This window comes from Pseudomonas sp. Seg1 (assembly GCF_018326005.1).
Classification (GTDB): Bacteria; Pseudomonadota; Gammaproteobacteria; order Pseudomonadales; family Pseudomonadaceae; genus Aquipseudomonas.
Genome location: NZ_AP021903.1, coordinates 5,834,173 through 5,853,339, shown reverse-complemented (window position 1 = coordinate 5,853,339; position 19,167 = coordinate 5,834,173). Strand labels below are relative to the sequence as shown.

At 57.5% G+C, this 19,167-nt stretch carries 22 protein-coding genes; 15 read left to right on the top strand and 7 right to left on the bottom strand.

The features are described 5' to 3' along the window. The first annotated feature begins 2 nt into the window (after positions 1-2). The 12 genes from rpsE (at position 3) to bfr (ending at position 7,904) form a co-directional block, all read left to right on the top strand. Positions 3-503 (top strand): 30S ribosomal protein S5, encoded by a 501-nt coding sequence (gene rpsE, locus KI231_RS26320; protein ID WP_003186035.1) that lies wholly within the window; start codon positions 3-5, stop codon positions 501-503. A 2-nt stretch (positions 504-505) separates the two neighbouring features. Continuing rightward, positions 506-682: a 50S ribosomal protein L30 gene (gene rpmD / locus KI231_RS26315; protein ID WP_003176408.1), complete on the top strand. Its 177-nt coding sequence runs from the start codon at positions 506-508 to the stop codon at positions 680-682. A gap of 3 nt (positions 683-685) precedes the next feature. Then, positions 686-1,123, top strand: coding sequence for a 50S ribosomal protein L15 (rplO, locus tag KI231_RS26310; protein ID WP_003228720.1), 438 nt, complete (start codon positions 686-688; stop codon positions 1,121-1,123). Continuing rightward, positions 1,124-2,452: a preprotein translocase subunit SecY gene (secY, locus tag KI231_RS26305; protein ID WP_003228718.1), complete on the top strand. Its 1,329-nt coding sequence runs from the start codon at positions 1,124-1,126 to the stop codon at positions 2,450-2,452. Between the two features lie 27 nt (positions 2,453-2,479). Further along, positions 2,480-2,596: a 50S ribosomal protein L36 gene (rpmJ, locus tag KI231_RS26300; protein WP_002555468.1), complete on the top strand. Its 117-nt coding sequence runs from the start codon at positions 2,480-2,482 to the stop codon at positions 2,594-2,596. A gap of 130 nt (positions 2,597-2,726) precedes the next feature. Then, complete coding sequence (gene rpsM, locus KI231_RS26295) at positions 2,727-3,083, top strand: 30S ribosomal protein S13 (protein WP_003186020.1); 357 nt, start codon at positions 2,727-2,729, stop codon at positions 3,081-3,083. Between the two features lie 30 nt (positions 3,084-3,113). Then, entirely contained in the window at positions 3,114-3,503 is a 390-nt protein-coding gene (gene rpsK / locus KI231_RS26290; protein WP_002555466.1) for a 30S ribosomal protein S11, read from the top strand. 18 nt (positions 3,504-3,521) lie between these two features. Next, positions 3,522-4,142 (top strand): 30S ribosomal protein S4, encoded by a 621-nt coding sequence (rpsD, locus tag KI231_RS26285; protein WP_003176404.1) that lies wholly within the window; start codon positions 3,522-3,524, stop codon positions 4,140-4,142. Positions 4,143-4,164: 22 nt separating this feature from the next. Continuing rightward, entirely contained in the window at positions 4,165-5,166 is a 1,002-nt protein-coding gene (locus tag KI231_RS26280) for a DNA-directed RNA polymerase subunit alpha (protein WP_003186012.1), read from the top strand. Positions 5,167-5,208: 42 nt separating this feature from the next. Further along, positions 5,209-5,595 (top strand): 50S ribosomal protein L17, encoded by a 387-nt coding sequence (gene rplQ, locus KI231_RS26275; RefSeq protein WP_003176402.1) that lies wholly within the window; start codon positions 5,209-5,211, stop codon positions 5,593-5,595. 240 nt (positions 5,596-5,835) lie between these two features. Then, positions 5,836-7,290, top strand: a complete 1,455-nt coding sequence (locus KI231_RS26270) for a catalase (protein WP_103303764.1) — start codon at positions 5,836-5,838, stop codon at positions 7,288-7,290. A 149-nt stretch (positions 7,291-7,439) separates the two neighbouring features. Next, entirely contained in the window at positions 7,440-7,904 is a 465-nt protein-coding gene (gene bfr / locus KI231_RS26265; RefSeq protein ID WP_103303763.1) for a bacterioferritin, read from the top strand. 65 nt (positions 7,905-7,969) lie between these two features. Here the strand turns inward: bfr and uvrA are convergent, their stop codons facing one another. Beyond that, entirely contained in the window at positions 7,970-10,804 is a 2,835-nt protein-coding gene (gene uvrA, locus KI231_RS26260; RefSeq protein ID WP_213026725.1) for an excinuclease ABC subunit UvrA, read from the bottom strand. 191 nt (positions 10,805-10,995) lie between these two features. Here uvrA and KI231_RS26255 point away from each other — a divergent pair, with 191 nt between their 5' ends. From KI231_RS26255 to KI231_RS26245, 3 genes are all read left to right on the top strand, one after another. After that, positions 10,996-12,393: an MFS transporter gene (locus KI231_RS26255; RefSeq protein WP_103303761.1), complete on the top strand. Its 1,398-nt coding sequence runs from the start codon at positions 10,996-10,998 to the stop codon at positions 12,391-12,393. Between the two features lie 9 nt (positions 12,394-12,402). After that, on the top strand, positions 12,403-12,927 hold the full coding sequence (locus tag KI231_RS26250) for a single-stranded DNA-binding protein (protein WP_008081898.1): 525 nt from the start codon (positions 12,403-12,405) through the stop codon (positions 12,925-12,927). A gap of 273 nt (positions 12,928-13,200) precedes the next feature. Then, on the top strand, positions 13,201-14,406 hold the full coding sequence (locus KI231_RS26245) for an acyltransferase family protein (protein ID WP_213026724.1): 1,206 nt from the start codon (positions 13,201-13,203) through the stop codon (positions 14,404-14,406). Between the two features lie 77 nt (positions 14,407-14,483). Here the strand turns inward: KI231_RS26245 and KI231_RS26240 are convergent, their stop codons facing one another. From KI231_RS26240 to KI231_RS26215, 6 genes are all read right to left on the bottom strand, one after another. Further along, complete coding sequence (locus KI231_RS26240) at positions 14,484-15,641, bottom strand: glutathionylspermidine synthase family protein (protein WP_213026723.1); 1,158 nt, start codon at positions 15,639-15,641, stop codon at positions 14,484-14,486. 2 nt (positions 15,642-15,643) lie between these two features. Beyond that, a complete protein-coding gene (locus tag KI231_RS26235; RefSeq protein WP_213026722.1) occupies positions 15,644-16,336 on the bottom strand; it encodes a DUF1190 domain-containing protein in 693 nt (230 codons plus the stop codon). A 17-nt stretch (positions 16,337-16,353) separates the two neighbouring features. Beyond that, positions 16,354-16,779: a DUF350 domain-containing protein gene (locus KI231_RS26230; RefSeq protein ID WP_103303757.1), complete on the bottom strand. Its 426-nt coding sequence runs from the start codon at positions 16,777-16,779 to the stop codon at positions 16,354-16,356. Between the two features lie 15 nt (positions 16,780-16,794). Beyond that, the gene (locus KI231_RS26225) at positions 16,795-17,433 is read right to left on the bottom strand and encodes a DUF2491 family protein (RefSeq protein ID WP_103303756.1); all 639 of its coding nucleotides are present in this window, start codon (positions 17,431-17,433) and stop codon (positions 16,795-16,797) included. 211 nt (positions 17,434-17,644) lie between these two features. Then, positions 17,645-18,343, bottom strand: a complete 699-nt coding sequence (locus tag KI231_RS26220; RefSeq protein ID WP_213026721.1) for a PspA/IM30 family protein — start codon at positions 18,341-18,343, stop codon at positions 17,645-17,647. A gap of 17 nt (positions 18,344-18,360) precedes the next feature. Beyond that, positions 18,361-18,942: a YjfI family protein gene (locus tag KI231_RS26215; protein WP_401302939.1), complete on the bottom strand. Its 582-nt coding sequence runs from the start codon at positions 18,940-18,942 to the stop codon at positions 18,361-18,363. Positions 18,943-19,167: the final 225 nt, after the last annotated feature.

Sequence of the window (19,167 nt, the reverse complement as noted above, 5' to 3'; positions counted from 1 at the left end):
TTATGTCAAATAACGACCAAAAGCGCGACGAAGGCTACATCGAGAAGCTGGTTCAAGTTAACCGCGTAGCCAAAACCGTTAAAGGCGGCCGTATCTTCACTTTCACCGCGTTGACCGTGGTTGGTGATGGTAAAGGGCGTGTTGGCTTCGGCCGTGGCAAGTCGCGTGAAGTGCCTGCTGCGATCCAGAAGGCAATGGAAGCTGCTCGCCGCAACATGATTCAAGTTGACCTGAACGGCACCACTCTGCAGTACGCAATGAAGTCCGCTCACGGCGCTTCGAAGGTGTACATGCAGCCTGCTTCTGAAGGTACCGGTATCATCGCTGGTGGCGCTATGCGTGCTGTCCTCGAAGTTGCTGGCGTTCAGAACGTTCTGGCCAAGTGCTACGGCTCGACTAACCCGGTAAACGTGGTTCACGCCACTTTCAAAGGTTTGAAGGCTATGCAGTCTCCTGAATCCATTGCCGCCAAGCGTGGCAAAAGCGTCAAGGAGATCTTCTGATCATGGCTACCGTTAAAGTAACGCTGATCAAAAGCATGACCGGCCGCATCCCTAACCACAAACTGTGCGTTAAGGGTCTGGGTCTGCGTCGCATCGGTCACACTGTAGAAGTCCAGGATACTCCCGAGAATCGCGGGATGATCAACAAGGCTTACTACATGCTGCGTGTCGAGGGTTAATCGATGAAACTCAATGATCTGAGTCCAGCGCCGGGTTCCCGTCGCGAAAAGCATCGTCCGGGCCGTGGTATCGGTAGCGGTTTGGGTAAGACTGGTGGCCGTGGTCACAAAGGTCAGACCTCCCGCTCCGGTGGCACCATTGCTCCAGGCTTTGAAGGCGGTCAACAGCCGCTGCATCGTCGCCTGCCTAAGTTCGGTTTCGTTTCCCTGAAAGCCATGGATCGCGCAGAAGTGCGTCTGTCCGAGCTGGCTAAAGTGGAAGGCGACATCGTCACTGTGCAGTCCCTGAAAGATGCCAACGTGATTAACGTCAACGTACAGCGTGTGAAAATCATGCTGTCCGGTGAAGTGACTCGCGCTGTCACTATCGGCAAGGGAATCGGCGCCACCAAAGGTGCGCGTGCGGCTATCGAAGCAGCTGGCGGCAAGTTCGAGGAATAAATGGCTAAGCAAGGTGCTCTCTCTGCGCTCGGCAAAGGCGGTATGTCTGAACTCTGGGCTCGTCTGCGTTTTCTGTTCCTGGCGATTATCGTCTACCGAATAGGCGCACACATCCCGGTTCCAGGTATCAACCCGGACCGACTCGCAGACCTGTTTCGACAGAATGAGGGGACCATTCTTAGCTTGTTCAACATGTTTTCCGGCGGCGCGCTGGAACGGATGAGCATCTTTGCACTGGGGATCATGCCGTACATTTCGGCATCGATCATCATGCAACTGATGACCGCCGTCAGCCCGCAGCTGGAGCAGTTGAAGAAGGAAGGTGAAGCTGGCCGTCGCAAGATTAGCCAGTACACCCGCTACGGCACCGTCGTCCTCGCTCTCGTTCAGGCTATTGGTATGTCCATTGGTCTGGCGGGGCAGGGCGTTGCGTTCACTGGTGACTTTGGCTTCCATTTCGTCGCGGTATCCACATTTGTGGCTGGTGCGATGTTCATGATGTGGCTGGGTGAGCAGATTACTGAGCGTGGTGTAGGCAACGGTATCTCGATGTTGATTTTTTCGGGTATCGTCGCCGGTCTTCCGAGAGCAATCGGGCAGTCTTTCGAGTCTGCGCGTCAGGGTGATATCAACATCTTCGCCTTGGTTGCCATCGGTTTGCTGGCAGTAGCGATTATCGGTTTCGTGGTGTTCATTGAGCGTGGTCAGCGTCGTATTGCTGTTCACTACGCCAAGCGTCAGCAGGGCCGCAAGGTTTTTGCTGCGCAGACAAGCCACTTGCCGCTGAAGGTGAACATGGCCGGTGTTATTCCGGCTATTTTCGCGAGCAGCATTTTGCTGTTCCCGGCTTCGTTGGGTGCCTGGTTTGGTCAGTCTGAAGGTATGGGCTGGTTGCAGGACATCTCGCAGTCGATCGCTCCTGGTCAGCCGTTGAATATTCTGCTGTTTAGTGCAGGGATTATTTTCTTCTGCTTCTTCTATACGGCGTTGATGTTCAATCCGAAAGACGTAGCGGAAAACCTGAAGAAGTCCGGTGCCTTTATTCCGGGCATCCGTCCAGGTGAGCAGTCTGCGCGCTACATTGATGGCGTTCTGACTCGCTTGACCATGTTCGGTGCTCTTTACATGACGGCCGTGTGCCTGTTGCCCCAGTTCCTGGTGGTTGCAGCAAACGTTCCGTTCTACCTTGGCGGGACCTCGTTGCTGATCGTGGTCGTGGTTGTGATGGACTTCATGTCCCAAGTACAATCGCACCTCGTTTCGCACCAGTACGAATCCCTGATGAAGAAAGCCAACCTGAAGGGTTACGGCAGCGGCATGTTGCGCTGAGTACCCATAAGGTTCGAGGAGTTGGTGATGAAAGTTCGTGCATCGGTGAAAAAGCTGTGCCGTAACTGCAAGATTATTCGCCGCGAAGGTGTTGTTCGAGTAATTTGCAGCGCGGAACCGCGTCACAAACAGCGCCAAGGCTGAGTGTGATTGTGCTTCAAGCCCGGTAGCTAGTGCGCTACCGGGTTGATTATTTGTTATTACAGCGATATTATCTCGCGCCCTATTTCTTGGCTTCCGGGGCGTAGGTAGCTGTCAATTGGAGTCCCACTGAATGGCCCGTATTGCAGGCGTTAACATTCCAGATAACAAGCATACTGTTATCTCGCTGACCTACATCTATGGTGTTGGTCGCACTACTGCGCAGAAGATCTGTGCAGTGACTGGGGTAAACCCAGCAGCAAAGATCAAAGATCTGAGCGACGAGCAAATTGAACAGCTGCGTGGCGAAGTGGCGAAGTTCACCACTGAAGGTGACCTGCGTCGCGAAATCAACATGAAAATCAAGCGCTTGATGGACCTCGGTTGCTATCGCGGTCTGCGTCATCGTCGTGGTCTGCCAGTACGCGGTCAGCGTACCAAGACCAACGCGCGTACCCGTAAAGGTCCGCGTAAGCCGATCCGCAAGTAATCGCCCCAGCGAATCGACAGGAATTTAATCATGGCAAAACCTGCTGCTCGTCCTCGTAAAAAAGTTAAAAAGACAGTGGTTGATGGCATCGCCCACATCCATGCATCTTTTAACAACACCATCGTGACCATTACCGACCGTCAAGGTAACGCTCTTTCCTGGGCTACCTCCGGTGGTTCGGGTTTCCGCGGTTCCCGCAAGTCCACCCCGTTTGCTGCTCAAGTAGCTGCTGAACGTGCTGGTCAAGCTGCGCTGGAATACGGCCTGAAAAACCTCGACGTTAACGTCAAGGGTCCAGGTCCAGGTCGTGAATCCGCAGTCCGCGCTTTGAACGGCTGTGGCTACAAGATCGCCAGCATCACCGACGTGACGCCAATCCCGCACAACGGGTGCCGTCCGCCGAAGAAGCGCCGCGTGTAATCCAGGAGATTGTAAAGAATGGCTCGTTACATTGGTCCAAAATGCAAACTCGCTCGTCGCGAAGGCACCGATCTCTTCCTGAAGAGCGGCGTGCGCGCGATCGAATCGAAGTGCAACATTGAAGCAGCACCTGGTATCCACGGCCAACGCCGCGGTCGCCAGTCCGATTACGGCACCCAACTGCGTGAAAAGCAGAAGGTCCGTCGTATCTACGGCGTTCTCGAGCGTCAGTTCAGTGGCTACTACAAAGAAGCTGCTGGCAAGAAAGGTGCAACCGGTGAAAACCTGCTGCAACTGCTCGAATGCCGTCTGGACAACGTTGTATACCGTATGGGCTTTGGTTCGACTCGTGCCGAATCCCGTCAGCTGGTATCGCACAAGTCGATCAGCGTTAACGGTCAGACCGTAAACGTTCCGTCGTATCAGGTTCGTGCTGGTGACGTGGTTGCAGTTCGCGAGAAAGCAAAAAACCAACTTCGCATTGTCCAAGCTCTCGATCTGTGTGCCCAACGTGGCCGCGTAGAATGGGTAGAAGTAGACACTGAGAAGAAGTCGGGCGTTTTCAAGAACGTTCCTGCTCGCAGTGATCTGTCCGCCGACATCAACGAAAGCCTGATTGTCGAGCTCTACTCCAAGTAAGGGCTAGAAAATAGGTGCATCCATGCAGATTTCGGTAAATGAGTTCCTGACACCCCGCCATATTGATGTGCAGGTTGTCAGTCCAACCCGCGCCAAGATCACTCTCGAGCCTCTCGAGCGTGGTTTTGGCCACACCCTGGGCAACGCGCTGCGACGCATCCTGTTGTCCTCAATGCCCGGCTGCGCAGTAGTCGAGGCCGAGATTGACGGTGTGCTCCACGAGTACAGCGCCATCGAAGGTGTACAGGAAGACGTAATTGAAATCCTGTTGAACCTTAAAGGTCTGGCCATCAAGCTGCACGGTCGTGACGAAGTTACGCTGACCTTGTCGAAGAAGGGTTCGGGGGTGGTTACCGCTGCCGATATTCAGCTGGATCATGATGTCGAGATCGTTAATCCCGATCACGTAATCGCTAACCTGGCGTCTAACGGCGCCCTGAACATGAAGCTCACCGTAGCTCGTGGTCGTGGTTATGAACCAGCCGACTCGCGTCAGAGCGATGAAGATGAAAGCCGCAGCATCGGTCGCTTGCAGCTCGACTCTTCGTTCAGCCCGGTTCGCCGTATCGCATACGTGGTGGAAAACGCCCGTGTCGAGCAGCGTACCAACCTGGACAAGCTGGTTATTGATCTGGAAACCAACGGTACTCTGGATCCTGAAGAGGCTATTCGCCGCGCTGCAACCATCCTGCAACAGCAGTTGGCTGCGTTCGTCGACCTCAAAGGTGACAGTGAGCCAGTGGTTGTCGAGCAGGAAGACGAGATCGATCCGATCCTGCTTCGCCCGGTTGACGATCTGGAACTGACTGTACGTTCGGCTAACTGCCTTAAGGCGGAAAACATCTACTACATCGGCGACCTGATTCAGCGTACCGAAGTAGAGCTGTTGAAGACTCCGAACCTGGGCAAGAAATCCTTGACTGAAATCAAGGACGTTCTGGCCTCCCGCGGTCTGTCCCTCGGCATGCGCCTCGACAACTGGCCGCCTGCAAGTCTTAAGAAGGACGACAAGGCGACTGCCTGATCGTCGTAATCACCGAACGTAGTGTTTGGTAAGGAATGAACCATGCGTCATCGTAAAAGTGGTCGTCACCTGAGCCGCACCAGCTCGCACCGCAAGGCCATGTTCCAAAACATGGCGGTGTCGCTGTTCGAGCACGAGCTGATCAAAACTACTCTGCCAAAAGCCAAAGAACTGCGCCGCGTTGCCGAGCCGCTGATCACTCTGGCCAAGACAGACAGCCTGGCTAACCGCCGTCTGGCTTTCGACCGTACTCGTTCGAAAGCTATCGTTGGTAAGCTCTTCAACGACCTGGGCAAGCGTTACGCTACCCGTGAGGGTGGCTACCTGCGCATCCTCAAGTGCGGTTTCCGCGCTGGCGACAACGCGCCTATGGCGTACGTCGAGTTGGTTGATCGTGCTACTGCTGGCGAAGCTGTATCCGCCGAGTAAGACGTCAGTCTGAAACGAAAAACCGGGCCTAGTGCCCGGTTTTTTGTGTCCGCTAGAAAATGCGCTGTTCGTACAAGCTTCTGACACTGTTCTGTTGTCACTATGTGCTGAGAAACATAATTAGTAATTATCTATCGATGTCTACAAGTTAATGAATTTGTAGGTGTCACATGGATGATCAATACTTCTCAGCAAGCCGATTAGCCGGCAGTTTCAAGACTGACAGAGGAAGAAGACCGTATGAGCCAGATCAAAACGCTTACGACCGCCAGTGGCGCACCTGTCGCTGATAACCAGAATTCTCGCTCCGCCGGTCCACGTGGCCCGCTGCTGCTCGACGATTTTCACCTGATCGAGAAGCTTGCCCATTTCAACCGTGAAAACATCCCTGAGCGCCGAGTACACGCTAAAGGCTCGGGTGCTTACGGCACTTTCACTGTCACTCGCGACATCACCGAGTACACAAGTGCCAAGCTGTTCGAAGCTGTCGGCAAACAAACTCCGACGTTCCTGCGTTTTTCAACCGTAGGTGGCGAGCGCGGTTCGGCCGACACTGAACGTGATCCGCGCGGCTTTGCACTGAAGTTCTATACCGAAGAAGGCAACTGGGACATCGTTGGTAACAACACGCCGGTGTTCTTCATTCGTGACCCGCTGAAATTCCCGGATTTCATCCATACACAGAAACGCCTCCCGCAGAGCAATCTGAAAAGTGCGCAAATGATGTGGGATTTCTGGTCGCATTCGCCCGAGGCGCTGCATCAGGTCACCATTCTGTTTTCCGATCGCGGCATCCCGGACGGCTACCGTCACATGCACGGCTTCGGCAGTCACACTTACAGCCTGATCAGCGCCAAAGGTGAGCGTCATTGGGTCAAGTGGCACTACAAAACCAAACAAGGGATCAAGAACCTCGCGCCTGCAGATGCTGCTCGTCTGGCGGGCACCGATCCTGACTACGCACAACGTGATCTTTTCGAAGCCATTGAGCGCGGGGACTTCCCAAAATGGCGCGTGTGCATCCAGATCATGACCGAAGCTCAAGCAGCGGCGCATTACGAGAATCCGTTCGACGTAACCAAGACCTGGTCGCAGAAAGAGTTTCCGCTGATCGAAGTAGGTGAGCTTGAACTGAATCGTAATCCGCTCAACTATTTCGCCGAGGTCGAGCAAGCGGCATTTGGCCCAAGCAACATGGTGCCTGGCGTCGGTCTGTCGCCGGATCGCATGCTTCAGGGCCGCGTGTTCGCATACGCCGATGCCCATCGCTACCGCGTCGGTACCAATCACCAGCAACTGCCGGTCAACGCACCCCGTAGCCCGGTGAATACCTACCAGCGCGATGGTTCGATGGCTTTCGGCAGCAACGGTGGGGCAGCGCCTAACTACGAGCCGAACAGCTACATCGAGTCGCCGAAGCAAGCGCCGCATTACGCTGAGCCGGCATTGGCCCTGAGCGGTGCAGCGGATCGTTACGATCACCGTGAAGATACCGATTACTACAGCCATGCCGGCGCGCTGTTCCGTCTGATGAGCGACGATCAGAAAGCGCTGTTGGTGAGCAACATTGCCGGTGCGATGGCCAGTGTTTCCAGTGATGTCGTTGATCGCCAGTTGCAGCATTTCTACAAAGCCGATCCGGCGTATGGAGAAGCAATCGCAAAGCTGCTCAACGTACAGCTTAACGAAGTCTAAACGAGAAGCAGAACCGCCCTCATTTGGGCGGTTTTTGCGTTATTTAGGCTGCTTTTCTAAGAATATCTTCGCTTTTATTGCGCGAAGTGGGTGACCTTCCAGTCAGCTTGGTTCAAACTACAGACTTTCAAGCAGGGAGATGTAGGGCGATGCAAGGCCACCCAGACGTTATCGATTACCTCAACACGTTGCTGACCGGCGAACTGGCCGCGCGTGACCAATATTTCGTTCATTCGCGGATGTATGAGGACTGGGGGTTCACCAAGCTCTACGAGCGAATCAACCATGAAATGGAAGAAGAGGCTGGTCACGCTGATGCGTTGATGCGCCGCATTCTGATGCTTGAAGGCACCCCGCGCATGCGTCCAGATGATCTGGATGTCGGCACCACCGTGCCGGAGATGCTCGAAGCGGATCTGCGTCTCGAATACAAAGTCCGCGCTGCGCTGTGCAAAGGCATTGAGCTTTGCGAACTGCACAAAGACTACGTCAGCCGTGAGATTCTGCGGGTTCAGCTCAACGACACTGAAGAAGATCACACCTACTGGCTGGAAAAGCAGTTGGGTCTGATCAAGCTGATCGGTCTCGAGAACTACCTGCAATCCCACACCTGATTGCCACAGATACAAAAAAGCCCCTGTCACTGATGAAGTGACAGGGGCTTTTTCATGTCCGTTGTTTATGCACGATCGCGGATCAGCAACGGCTTGAGGTAATGGCCGGTGTGAGACTGCTTCATCTCGGCCACTTGCTCCGGCGTACCGGTGGCAATGATCTGTCCACCTTTGGAGCCACCTTCTGGCCCGAGGTCGACCAGCCAGTCGGCGGTTTTGATCACATCCAGATTGTGCTCGATCACCACCACAGTGTTGCCGTGATCGCGCAGACGGTGCAGTACGTCGAGCAATTGCTGAATATCGGCGAAGTGCAGACCGGTGGTCGGCTCATCGAGGATGTACAGCGTCTTGCCGGTGTCGCGTTTCGACAGCTCGCGAGACAGCTTGACCCGCTGCGCCTCACCGCCGGACAGGGTCGTCGCCGATTGCCCGAGCTTGATGTAGGACAGGCCGACATCCATCAACGTTTGCAGCTTGCGCGCCAGCGCCGGCACCGCGTCAAAGAACACCCGGGCTTCCTCGATGGTCATCTCGAGGGTTTCGTGGATGCTCTTGCCCTTGTACTTGATCTCAAGGGTTTCGCGGTTGTAGCGCTTGCTCTTGCACACGTCGCACGGCACGTAGATGTCCGGCAGGAAGTGCATTTCCACTTTGATCAAGCCATCGCCCTGGCACGCCTCGCACCGACCACCCTTGACGTTGAACGAGAAACGCCCCGGGCCGTAACCGCGGGAGCGCGATTCCGGTACGCCGGCGAACAGTTCGCGAATCGGTGTGAACAGGCCGGTGTAAGTCGCCGGGTTGGAACGCGGGGTACGGCCAATCGGGCTCTGGTCGATATCGACGACTTTGTCGAGATGTTCCAGACCTTTGATGCTGTCGTGCGCCGCGGCTTCCAGCGTAGTCGCGCCATTGAGAGCAGTGGCGCTCAGCGGGAACAGCGTGTTGTTGATCAGCGTCGATTTGCCCGAACCGGACACGCCAGTCACGCAAGTGAGCAAGCCAATCGGAATCTCGAGGTCCACGTTGCGCAAGTTGTTGCCGCGCGCGCCCTTTAGTGCCAGAACCTGCTTCTTGTTGCGCGGTGTGCGCTTGGCCGGCACTTCGATCTTCACCCGCCCCGACAGGTATTTGCCGGTAAGGGAGTCCGGGTGCGCCATGACTTCGGCCGGCGTACCTTCGGCGACAATCTGCCCGCCATGTACACCGGCGCCCGGACCGATATCCACAACGTAGTCGGCCAGACGAATCGCGTCTTCGTCGTGCTCGACCACGATCACCGTGTTACCGATGTCGCGAAGATGCTTGAGCGTGCCGAGCAGTCGGTCGTTATCGCGCTGATGCAGACCAATGGACGGTTCGTCGAGGATGTACAGCACACCTACGAGGCCGGCGCCGATCTGGCTGGCCAGCCGAATCCGTTGTGCCTCACCCCCGGACAACGTGTCGGCACTGCGATCCAGCGACAGATAATCGAGGCCGACGTTGACCAGGAACTGCAGGCGCTCGCGGATTTCCTTGAGGATCTTGTCGGCGATCTCGCCGCGACGGCCGGTCATCTTCAGCTCGCCGAAGTACTCGCAAGCATCGCCGATTGGCAGGTTGGTGACCGCTGGCAGCGTTTTCTCGCCTACCCACACGTGACGTGCCTCACGACGCAGACGGGTACCGCGGCAGTCCGGGCAAGACTGGGTGCTGAGGAACTTCGCCAGCTCTTCACGCACGCTCGCCGATTCGGTTTCGCGGTAGCGGCGCTCAAGGTTGGGCACGATGCCTTCGAACGGATGCGAGCGCTTGACGATGTCGCCACGGTCATTCAGGTATTTGAAGTCGACGTTCTGCGAGCCGCTGCCGTGCAGGATGAACTTTTGCTGATCGGCCGGCAGTTCGTTGAACGGTACTTCCAGACTGAAGCCGTAATGCGAGGCCAGTGAGCCTAGCATCTGGAAGTAATAGACGTTGCGCCTGTCCCAGCCGCGAATCGCGCCTTCGGCCAGCGTCAGGTCACCATTGACCAGTCGTTTGATGTCGAAGAACTGCTTCACCCCCAGACCATCGCAAGTCGGGCAGGCGCCGGCCGGGTTGTTGAAGGAGAACAGCTTCGGCTCCAGTTCGCTGATCGCATGACCACAGATCGGGCAGGCGAAACGCGCGGAGAAGATCATTTCTTCGCCCGGCTCGTCGTCCATCGGTGCCACCAGGGCGATACCGTCGGCCAGTTTCAGTGCGGTCTCGAAGGACTCGGCCAGACGTTGCTGCAGGTCGGCGCGAACCTTGAAGCGGTCGACGATCACATCAATCGAATGCTTCTTCTGTTTATCCAGTTTCGGCAGCTCGTCAAGCTCGCAGATCCGGCCGTTGACCCGGGCGCGGACGAAGCCCTGCGCACGCAGCTCTTCAAACACCGACAGGTGCTCGCCTTTGCGCTCACGGATCACCGGCGCCAGCAGCATCAGTTTGCTGCCTTCCGGCTGAGCCAGCACCAGATCGACCATCTGGCTGACGGTCTGCGCTTCCAGTGGAATGTCGTGATCCGGGCAGCGCGGCGTCCCGACGCGTGCATAAAGCAGGCGCAGGTAATCGTAGATTTCGGTGATGGTGCCGACCGTGGAGCGCGGGTTGTGCGAGGTCGACTTCTGTTCGATGGAGATGGCCGGCGACAGCCCTTCGATGGTGTCGACGTCGGGCTTTTCCATCATCGACAGGAACTGCCGGGCATAGGCCGACAGCGATTCGACATAGCGGCGCTGGCCTTCGGCGTACAGCGTGTCGAACGCCAGGGACGACTTGCCGGATCCGGACAGGCCGGTGATGACGATCAGTTTGTCCCGTGGCAGGGTCAGGTCGATGTTCTTCAGGTTGTGGGTACGGGCCCCACGTATCAGGATCTTGTCCAAAGTGGCCTCGCTCGGCGGGCGTCGAAAACGTAGGAGTATACGGGCAAATACTGGATGGATGCACACTATCAAGCACAGCGTTTTTTGCCCTGCATGAAGAGAGTTTCATCTATGCGTGGCAAAGCGTCGCGATATACCCCGTCTTTCGATGGGACTGGTAGAATCGCCGCCGGTTCACATGAGGTTTTTCCATGCACGATCCCCACAGCGAACGCATGAGTGGCAGCGAGACCCGCGCGGCGAGCGGTCTGGCCCTGGTGTTCGCCTTCCGTATGCTGGGCATGTTCATGGTGTTGCCGGTACTGGCGACCTATGGCATGGATCTGGCGGGCGCGACGCCGGCCCTGATCGGGTTGGCCATTGGTGCTTACGGCCTGACCCAGGCGATTTTTCAGATTCCGTTCGGGATCATTTCCGACCGCATAGGCCGTCGCCCGGTGATTTACCTGGGGCTGATCGTCTTCGCCCTTGGCAGTGTGCTGGCCTCACAGGCCGACTCGATCTGGGGCGTGATTGCCGGCCGGATCCTGCAGGGCGCCGGGGCGATTTCCGCAGCGGTCATGGCGCTGCTCTCCGACCTGACCCGTGAACAGCACCGCACCAAAGCGATGGCGATGATCGGCATGACCATTGGCCTGTCGTTCGCGGTCGCCATGGTCGTCGGGCCGTTGTTGACCCGTGCATTCGGTTTGTCCGGCCTGTTCCTGGCCACCGGCGGCATGGCGCTGGTCGGTATCCTGATCATCATGTTCATGGTGCCCAAATCCACCGGGCCGCTGCAGCATCGTGAGTCCGGCGTGGCGCGTCAGGCGTTGATGCCGACGCTCAAGCATCCAGACCTGCTGCGCCTCGATCTGGGCATATTTGTATTACATGCCATGTTGATGTCGAGCTTCGTCGCGCTGCCTCTGGCGCTGGTGGAAAAAGCCGGTTTGCCCAAGGAGCAGCACTGGTGGGTCTATCTCACCGCATTGCTGATTTCGTTCTTCGCCATGATCCCGTTCATCATCTATGGCGAGAAGAAACGCAAAATGAAACGAGTTTTGCTCGGCGCCGTCATGACGCTGATGCTCACTGAGCTATTCTTCTGGCAGTTCGGTGACAGCTTGCGGGCTCTGGTGATCGGCACGGTGGTATTTTTCACCGCGTTCAATCTGCTGGAAGCTTCATTGCCGTCGCTGATCAGCAAGGTTTCACCGGCGGGCGGGAAGGGCACGGCCATGGGCGTGTATTCCACCAGCCAGTTCCTCGGTTCGGCACTCGGCGGGATACTCGGCGGCTGGTTGTTTCAGCATGGCGGTCTGTCGGTTGTGTTCCTCGGATGCGCCGCGCTGGCTGCACTTTGGCTGGCCTTTGCTGTTACCATGCGCGAACCTCCCTACGTGACGAGTCTGCGCTTGCCGTTGTCGCCCGAGGCGATCCGCGAAGCGGGTCTGGTCGAGCGCCTCAAGGCCCTCGTAGGGGTAACCGATGCAGTAATAGTCGCTGACGAAGCGGCTGTTTACATCAAACTGGACAAAGAATTAGTGGATCGCGACACCCTCGAACGCCTGGTGAACAACCCGGCCGGGGCTGCTTGCGAAGCCTAGGAGAACGTTATGGCCCGTGGGGTTAACAAAGTCATATTGGTCGGCACTTGCGGCCAGGATCCCGAAGTTCGCTACTTGCCTAACGGTAACGCCGTGACCAACCTGAGTCTGGCCACCAGCGAACAATGGACCGACAAGCAAACCGGTCAGAAGGTCGAGAAGACCGAATGGCACCGTGTGTCGATGTTCGGCAAAGTCGCCGAAATCGCCGGCGAATACCTGCGTAAAGGTTCGCAGGTGTACATCGAAGGCAAACTGCAGACCCGCGAGTGGGAAAAAGACGGTATCAAGCGTTACACCACCGAAATCGTGGTCGACATGCAAGGCACCATGCAACTGCTCGGCGGCCGTCCACAACAGGGCGACCAACAAGGCGGTGGCAACAACTACCAGCAGTCCGCTCCGGCTCCACGCCAGCAGGCTCCGCGTCCGCAGCAATCGGCTCCGCAACAGCGTTCGGCCCCGGCTCCACAGCAGGCCGCACCACAACCGGCTCCGGATTTCGACAGCTTTGATGACGATATCCCGTTCTGATACCCGCTTGAGCCACTGTCTGGCTTGAGTGCAAAACCCTCGCATTGCGGGGGTTTTGTCGTTTTGGAGGACTGAAAAAGCTGCTGACACCGATGCCACCTCCCGAAGAATGCGCGTACGCCGTGCAAACCGTTGGCATTAAAGTTTCGGGGAGGCTCTTGAAGGCGAGCACCAGCCGTTCCATGATCCGTCCCGGAAACGGGCATACCCGTGCAATTCTCCCGGAAAAGAAACTCAGATCAGCCGCCTGGTCTTTAACAACAAGAGAATCCGATGAGCAGTATCAAGAATAAGGAAATCGAGTATCTGCGTGGCGCGGCCATCGTCATGACGATCTTCACCCATCTGCCCCAACTGCTGCCGTTTTACGATATGTACATCCTGAAGGTGTTCAGCATCTATTCGCCATGGACCGGGGTGGATCTGTTCTTCTGCATCTCGGGTTATGTCGTCAGCAAGGCTTACCTCGATTACTTCGACAAAAATCGTGAGCAGAACCGGTTCGGCCTTGCCGCCACCTCGTTCTGGATCAGACGCGCCTATCGTCTTCTGCCGACAGCCTGGCTGTGGGTGCTGATACCGCTGGTTTTCTCGATATTTTTCAACCAGTCGAACGCCTTTCAGTCCTGGTTCGACAATCTGCGCAGTTTTACCGCGGTCGCCACATTCACCGGCAACCTGGCGAACCTGCACGGCACGCTTCTGGGACCTAACTCGGTGTACTGGAGCCTGGCGCTGGAAGAGCAGTTCTACTTCATATTTCCGTTGTTTCTGCTGTTGGTGACGTCGACGCGCTGGCGGCTGATCATCTTGCTGGCGCTGATTGCCCTGCAGTTCGGCTTTGATCGAAACGGTTTCGGTGCGCCGCCAGCGCCTCTGCTGTTCTCGTTCCGTATGGACGCCATGATGTGGGGGATCGTGCTCTGTCTGTTTTCGCGCACCTCGCTGTACAAGGAGATTGAACCGGTCGCGCTCGGCGGTAGCCTGCTCAAGCGTCTGGGGATCACGTTGTTCCTGCTGTACATGCTGGGCGCTATCTCCGGTCAAATGATCAATGTGCCGATCGCATTTGGGCTGGTGGCGATGACAACCGCGATCACGGTGTGGCTGGCCAGTTATCAGAAGGGCTATATCTATTGCCCGGCGCTGTTGCGTGGACTGTTCGAATGGCTGGGCTCACGTTCCTACGCGTTGTACGTCGTGCATATCTTCGCGTATCACCTGAGTACCGAAATCTGGACTCGCGTTGCTGCTGCCAGTGGCACGACGCTAGGCCCGGGATACACGCTTGAGCTCGCGCTCACGTCGTTGTTGATCATGGTGGTGTGCAGCGAACTGAACTATCGCTTTGTCGAAACCCCGTTGCGTCGTCGGGGGGCGGAGATCTCCCGTCGCCGAATGGCCGGGGTCGCCTCGCCGGAATCCGCCAGGCAAGAAGTCCCGGCACAGGTGCCATCGCGCACCACTGAACTGTCGTAGTCCGGGCATACACAAAAAAGCCGTAGCGCCTCAACGCTACGGCTTTTTCATGGGCGCCAGTTGCTGCGCCTGAACGATCAATCGAGGATCAGATGCGGCAGAAACCGGCTCGAATCCTTGGTGATCAGGCTGTTGTCTTCGCGTACGCCAATCCCCGCCGCCTGATCGCCGATCACCCAGGAGCCGATCAGCGTGTAGCTGTCATCGAACTTCGGCAGCGGTGCAAATTCCTGCAGGATGAACGGCGCATCGGTGTACGGGCCGTCCTCTTTGACGATCAGTCCGTCAGCGGTTTGCAACTCGATGTTGGCGCCTTCCCGGGAAAAGTACGGTTTGCGCACCCAACCCTTGGGCACAGCGCTGGTCGGGTTCGGGTCGAGGTGCGCCGCGAGCAGATTCGGATGGCCCTTGTGCAGCTCCCACAGCAACGGCAGCGCGCCTTTGTTGGAGAGGATCGCCTTCCACGGCGGCTCGAAAAACTGCGTATCGCACTCGGCAATCGCCGCGCCGAACGGTTCGTGGAAGATGAACTCCCAGGCGTGCAACTTGAACAGGTGCGGGATCCAGCGATCCTCAAGGTCGACAAAGCGCCCGGCAGCCGTCAGGCCAATGTCTTCGATGTCGATGTGCCGCGATTCGACGCCGACCTTTTCCGCGATCAGGCGCAGGTAGTCCGTGGTGCCTTTGTCTTCAACCGAGTCTTTCATCGAGGCGAAATAGAATGGTCGCTTGAGCTGCAACTCGGCGAAGGCCTGATGCAGCTTGGTGTCGATGCTGTTGAACTGGTCGGCATGGCGCGGCAGGGTACCGCGCTCGATGCACTGCTCCAGCCAGCCCCACTGGAACGCCGCTGCTTCGTAAAGGCTGGTCGGGGTGTCGTAGTTGAGCTCCAGCAGTTTTGCCGGACCGTTGCCGCTGTAGGAAAAGTCCATGCGTCCGTACAGATGCGGGTGACCTTCCAGCCAGGAAGTGCGGATCATGTCGTAGTGCGACGCCGGGATGCTCAGGCGATCCAGCAGCTCCTCGCTGTGCACGACGCGGTCGACCAAGTCCATGCACATCTCATGCAGTTCGGTGGTCGGGTCCTCCAGATCGTTTTCGATCTGCGCGAGCGTGAACTGGTAGTACGCGCGCTCGTCCCAGTAGGGTTCGTCGTCGATGGTGTGGAACATGAAGCCGAGGCTTTCCGCTGTCTGTTTCCAGTCGTGGCGCTCGGCGCAGGGGATCTTCTTCATCGTCAGCTGCTCGATCGACCGGAACTGCTGCCCCAGCCACCCCAACCGCTGCGGGCGCTGGACTGGCTGCCGAAGCCGCCGCGGGATGTCGAGGAGGCAACGTTTACCGGTTTGCTTTTACTGCTGTCGTAGTCCGGTTGACTGCGTGGCGCCGATTCGATTTTGCGGTACTGGGTCGAGGTGTCGTAGGTCTGCCGCGTATCGCGGTCGCGGTAAACCGTGCGGTTCGCGTTGTTGCTCGTCGCATTGCCGAACAACCAGCCGCTCAGCCAGCCATTACCACCGCCACCGCCGGAGTAGTGTGTGGTGGTTTGGGTCGCGTGGGTCGTTGTCGTGTCATCGGCCGGCATTGGCGCATCGGCAATGGCGTCGAGGTTCTGCACCGCATCGCCTTTCTGCGGCACTTTGAAACCGCCGAGTTTCGGCACGAAGCGGCCATCGGAATTTTTCTGACACCAGTTGGCGGCGAAATCATCGTCGCATTTGGTCTTGTCGTCGTACGCCGGGGCGATGCGCCGGTGTTCGGTGAGTGCCGCCACATAGGCGTTCGAGCAGACCTCGGCGGCCACTTCGGCATCGACGCATTGTTCGACGCTCTGGAAGTTACGCGGCTGATCCACCGCCGCCGCTTCGCCGGTAATGGCCATGGCCACCGACGCCGCGAGGGACAACTGAACGTATTTGCTTCGTTTCATCTAAGGCTTCCTGCCGATCAGTTGGACGGTGTCATGCACGCCGCGTTGAGCATGCCGACGCTGATCGCCACAGCGGCCACGTAGATGCCGGAGGCAATTTCACCGTTGGCGATGCGCTGGGATGTGCCCTTGAGTACCAGAGTCGTGGCGAGAAACGCCAACAGTTGCACAACCGCTGCAATCACCGCCCAGAGCACGAAGTCGAGGACGTTGACCGAAAAGGCGATCACGTTGCTGGCGGGAATGGCGAAACCAATGATTGCGCCGGCCAGTGCGATCGCGGCGGCGGTGTTGCCGGCGCGGATCAGCTCGAACTCTTTGTGCGGGGTGATGCGCGTGTAGACAAACTGAAACAGCATGAACAGCAGCACGGCGCCGATCAGGTAGACGACGAAACCGGTCAACGCGGTCTTGTTCAGGGAAACGGCCAGCACTTCCAGCATGAAAAACTTCCTTTGTTAAATGGCGCTCAGGTCAGTCGTGTACAGCGAAATGCCCAGCGAAGTGCTCAGGCTGACGGTGCCTTCTTCGTCCTGTTCAACGGAGAACAGCAACAGCTCGCGGCGATCGGTCAGGCCGGTCTCGCGGGCGTAGAGCATCGAATGGTGCCGGATGGTGTAGCTCTCGTCCGGATTGACCACCTGCTCGGTCAATGGCACCAGCTCGGTCTGGCCTTGTTCGGTGCCCCACTCACGGGTGTATTCGATCCCCTCGTGGGTGTAGGTCGGCAGGCCGATCAAACTGTTGGGGCCGGCGAGGCGCTGCAGTTCGGCGTCGGTGTTGACGGTCACGTAACTGAGGTAATTGAACAGGATGACCGATTCGATCTGATCGTCGCCGGTGACGTGGATTTGCAACCAGAAATCTTCGTCATTCATGTAGTAGCGACGCAGCTTGTTGGATTGGCCGAGGTCGACCCAGCCGGCGCTCCAGATCGCCTGATCGACAGGTACGCGTACGGAGCTTGAGCCATCGAGCAACAACGTCAGGGTCGAATCGAACCTGACCCCTTTGCCTTGCGCCATGCCGAGTGGTCCATCGGCGACGGGTGGCGCTGGCGCAGCGGTGGTGCCCAGCAAGTCTTTAAACCATCCCATGGGTACATTCCTTGAGGCGGGTGGAGTAGTCGTCGTAAAAAAGCGCCGCTAGTGTACCGGGCTGATCGACGAACGAGCAGAAGCAATTGCACGCCGCAAACCATGTAGGAGTGAGCCTGCTCGCGATGGCGGCGGTTCAGCCAACACGTTGGTTGAATGTTCCGGCCTCATCGCGAGCAGGCTCACTCCTACAGGGGTTTTGCGTAAACGCTTACTGAGCGGACTTCTGCTTCAGGCGCTCAAGGATCGCATTCGCGCTGCCTTCGTTCGGCGTGATCCCGGCGTCGCGCAGTTTGCGCTCCAGGTCGTTACCGGTCGACGCATCCGCCAACTCATCCGCCGCGCTCAGCTCGGCAGCTCGTTGCTGTTGTTTGGCTTGCAGACGGTTGAGGGTGCTGACTGCCGTTTCCAGTTTGCCGTTAGCACCGCCGCTGGCGATGGAGGCGCTGACCTGAGCTTTCTGCACGCTGTCGCGGGCCTTGGCCATGTCCACTTGCTGGCGCAGGCTCTTGATCCGCGCTTCGGCCTTGTTGATGTCCTTGCGCATGTTTTCGGCGTAAGTGCCAAATTCGTCGCTCAGCTTTTTCTCGGCATCGAGATCGTTGGTCAGGGTCGAAATCGCTTCGGCGACTTCCAGCGCCAGGTCTTCACGGCCGGCGTTCAGGGCGGCAACAGCCTTGGCTTCCAGATCCTTGATCTTGGCGTCGTACTCGCTCACGCGATCGGCGGCCAGTTTGTGCTTGGCCATGATGGTGACCAGTTCGCGACGGGCGTTCGACAGCGCGGTGTCGGCGTCACGGATTTCCTGGTCGAGGATGCGCAGGGCCTGTTGATCAACGATGGCTTCGCCGACTTCGCTGGCGCCGCCGCGCAGCGCGGTGAACAACTTGCTCCAGATGGACTGAGTCATTGGATATTCCCTGTGGATTACTTGAAGAAGTGTTCGAAGGCTTCGCTGGCGCGCTGCACGTTGTCGACCAGGGTTTTCACCTCGGTGACGACGTTGGTCAGGCTTGAGTCGGCGCTGAGGGCGCCAAACATGTTGTAGACGGTCTGCCCGTTGGGCATCGACTCGATGCCAATGGATGACAGCGGGAACATTTCCCGGCTGCGCAGCACTGCATCGTTGAAGGCGTGCACGTCGGTGATCGATTCGATGTCCACCAGCACGGTGTCGACGATGATCTGTGCGCCGGCCAGGGCGATGTGAATCGGCAGACCGCCGAATTCGTTCATTTCCAGCTTGAGGCTGGGTTCGGAGCTCTGGATCAGCGACAGCGTGATCTCCTGCGAAGCCACCTCGTCCAGTGCCTTGAGGGCGTTGAAGAGGCTATCGATGTTCCAGTTGTTGCCTGCGCTCATGTAATTCTCCGACATGAATGAGCCAGCCAGAATCGGTTGGCGTAGCTGTTGCTCCATTTGCTTGAGCACGCTTCGGTTTTCCGGAAGCACCCAAGTTTCGTGTTTCACATAACCGGCGGCGGCCAGGCCCGCGCGCATCTGCTTCATATAAAAGCTCGATGGTTTTTTCGCGGACGGTTTCGAGCGCTCTCCCTTCGGGCTCCCAGACTTAGTCGCGGGGGAGGGGCTTTTCATGGCAGTGACTCCGTTATGAACATCTCACGCGTGAGGCACACTACAACCAATTCAAAATGCCATCAATGGCTCACGCGTGAGATTTTTTCGGCCCACGCAAAACGCCCGCGAGGTCGCGGGCGCAGGATTTTGCAAAGT

Excerpts from the sequence above, each read along its gene's own strand:
- rpsD (WP_003176404.1), top strand. The coding sequence starts at position 3,522 with ATGGCTCGTTACATTGGTCCAAAATGCAAACTCGCTCGTCGCGAAGGC.
- KI231_RS26235 (WP_213026722.1), bottom strand. The coding sequence starts at position 16,336 with ATGAAACGAAGCAAATACGTTCAGTTGTCCCTCGCGGCGTCGGTGGCC.
- bfr (WP_103303763.1), top strand. The coding sequence starts at position 7,440 with ATGCAAGGCCACCCAGACGTTATCGATTACCTCAACACGTTGCTGACC.
- KI231_RS26255 (WP_103303761.1), top strand. The coding sequence starts at position 10,996 with ATGCACGATCCCCACAGCGAACGCATGAGTGGCAGCGAGACCCGCGCG.
- KI231_RS26270 (WP_103303764.1), top strand. The coding sequence starts at position 5,836 with ATGAGCCAGATCAAAACGCTTACGACCGCCAGTGGCGCACCTGTCGCT.
- KI231_RS26280 (WP_003186012.1), top strand. The coding sequence starts at position 4,165 with ATGCAGATTTCGGTAAATGAGTTCCTGACACCCCGCCATATTGATGTG.
- rpsM (WP_003186020.1), top strand. The coding sequence starts at position 2,727 with ATGGCCCGTATTGCAGGCGTTAACATTCCAGATAACAAGCATACTGTT.
- rplQ (WP_003176402.1), top strand. The coding sequence starts at position 5,209 with ATGCGTCATCGTAAAAGTGGTCGTCACCTGAGCCGCACCAGCTCGCAC.
- KI231_RS26245 (WP_213026724.1), top strand. The coding sequence starts at position 13,201 with ATGAGCAGTATCAAGAATAAGGAAATCGAGTATCTGCGTGGCGCGGCC.
- rpmD (WP_003176408.1), top strand. The coding sequence starts at position 506 with ATGGCTACCGTTAAAGTAACGCTGATCAAAAGCATGACCGGCCGCATC.
- KI231_RS26230 (WP_103303757.1), bottom strand. The coding sequence starts at position 16,779 with ATGCTGGAAGTGCTGGCCGTTTCCCTGAACAAGACCGCGTTGACCGGT.
- KI231_RS26225 (WP_103303756.1), bottom strand. The coding sequence starts at position 17,433 with ATGGGATGGTTTAAAGACTTGCTGGGCACCACCGCTGCGCCAGCGCCA.
- rpmJ (WP_002555468.1), top strand. The coding sequence starts at position 2,480 with ATGAAAGTTCGTGCATCGGTGAAAAAGCTGTGCCGTAACTGCAAGATT.
- KI231_RS26240 (WP_213026723.1), bottom strand. The coding sequence starts at position 15,641 with ATGAAGAAGATCCCCTGCGCCGAGCGCCACGACTGGAAACAGACAGCG.
- rpsK (WP_002555466.1), top strand. The coding sequence starts at position 3,114 with ATGGCAAAACCTGCTGCTCGTCCTCGTAAAAAAGTTAAAAAGACAGTG.
- rplO (WP_003228720.1), top strand. The coding sequence starts at position 686 with ATGAAACTCAATGATCTGAGTCCAGCGCCGGGTTCCCGTCGCGAAAAG.
- rpsE (WP_003186035.1), top strand. The coding sequence starts at position 3 with ATGTCAAATAACGACCAAAAGCGCGACGAAGGCTACATCGAGAAGCTG.
- KI231_RS26250 (WP_008081898.1), top strand. The coding sequence starts at position 12,403 with ATGGCCCGTGGGGTTAACAAAGTCATATTGGTCGGCACTTGCGGCCAG.
- secY (WP_003228718.1), top strand. The coding sequence starts at position 1,124 with ATGGCTAAGCAAGGTGCTCTCTCTGCGCTCGGCAAAGGCGGTATGTCT.
- KI231_RS26215 (WP_401302939.1), bottom strand. The coding sequence starts at position 18,942 with ATGAAGCAGATGCGCGCGGGCCTGGCCGCCGCCGGTTATGTGAAACAC.
- KI231_RS26220 (WP_213026721.1), bottom strand. The coding sequence starts at position 18,343 with ATGACTCAGTCCATCTGGAGCAAGTTGTTCACCGCGCTGCGCGGCGGC.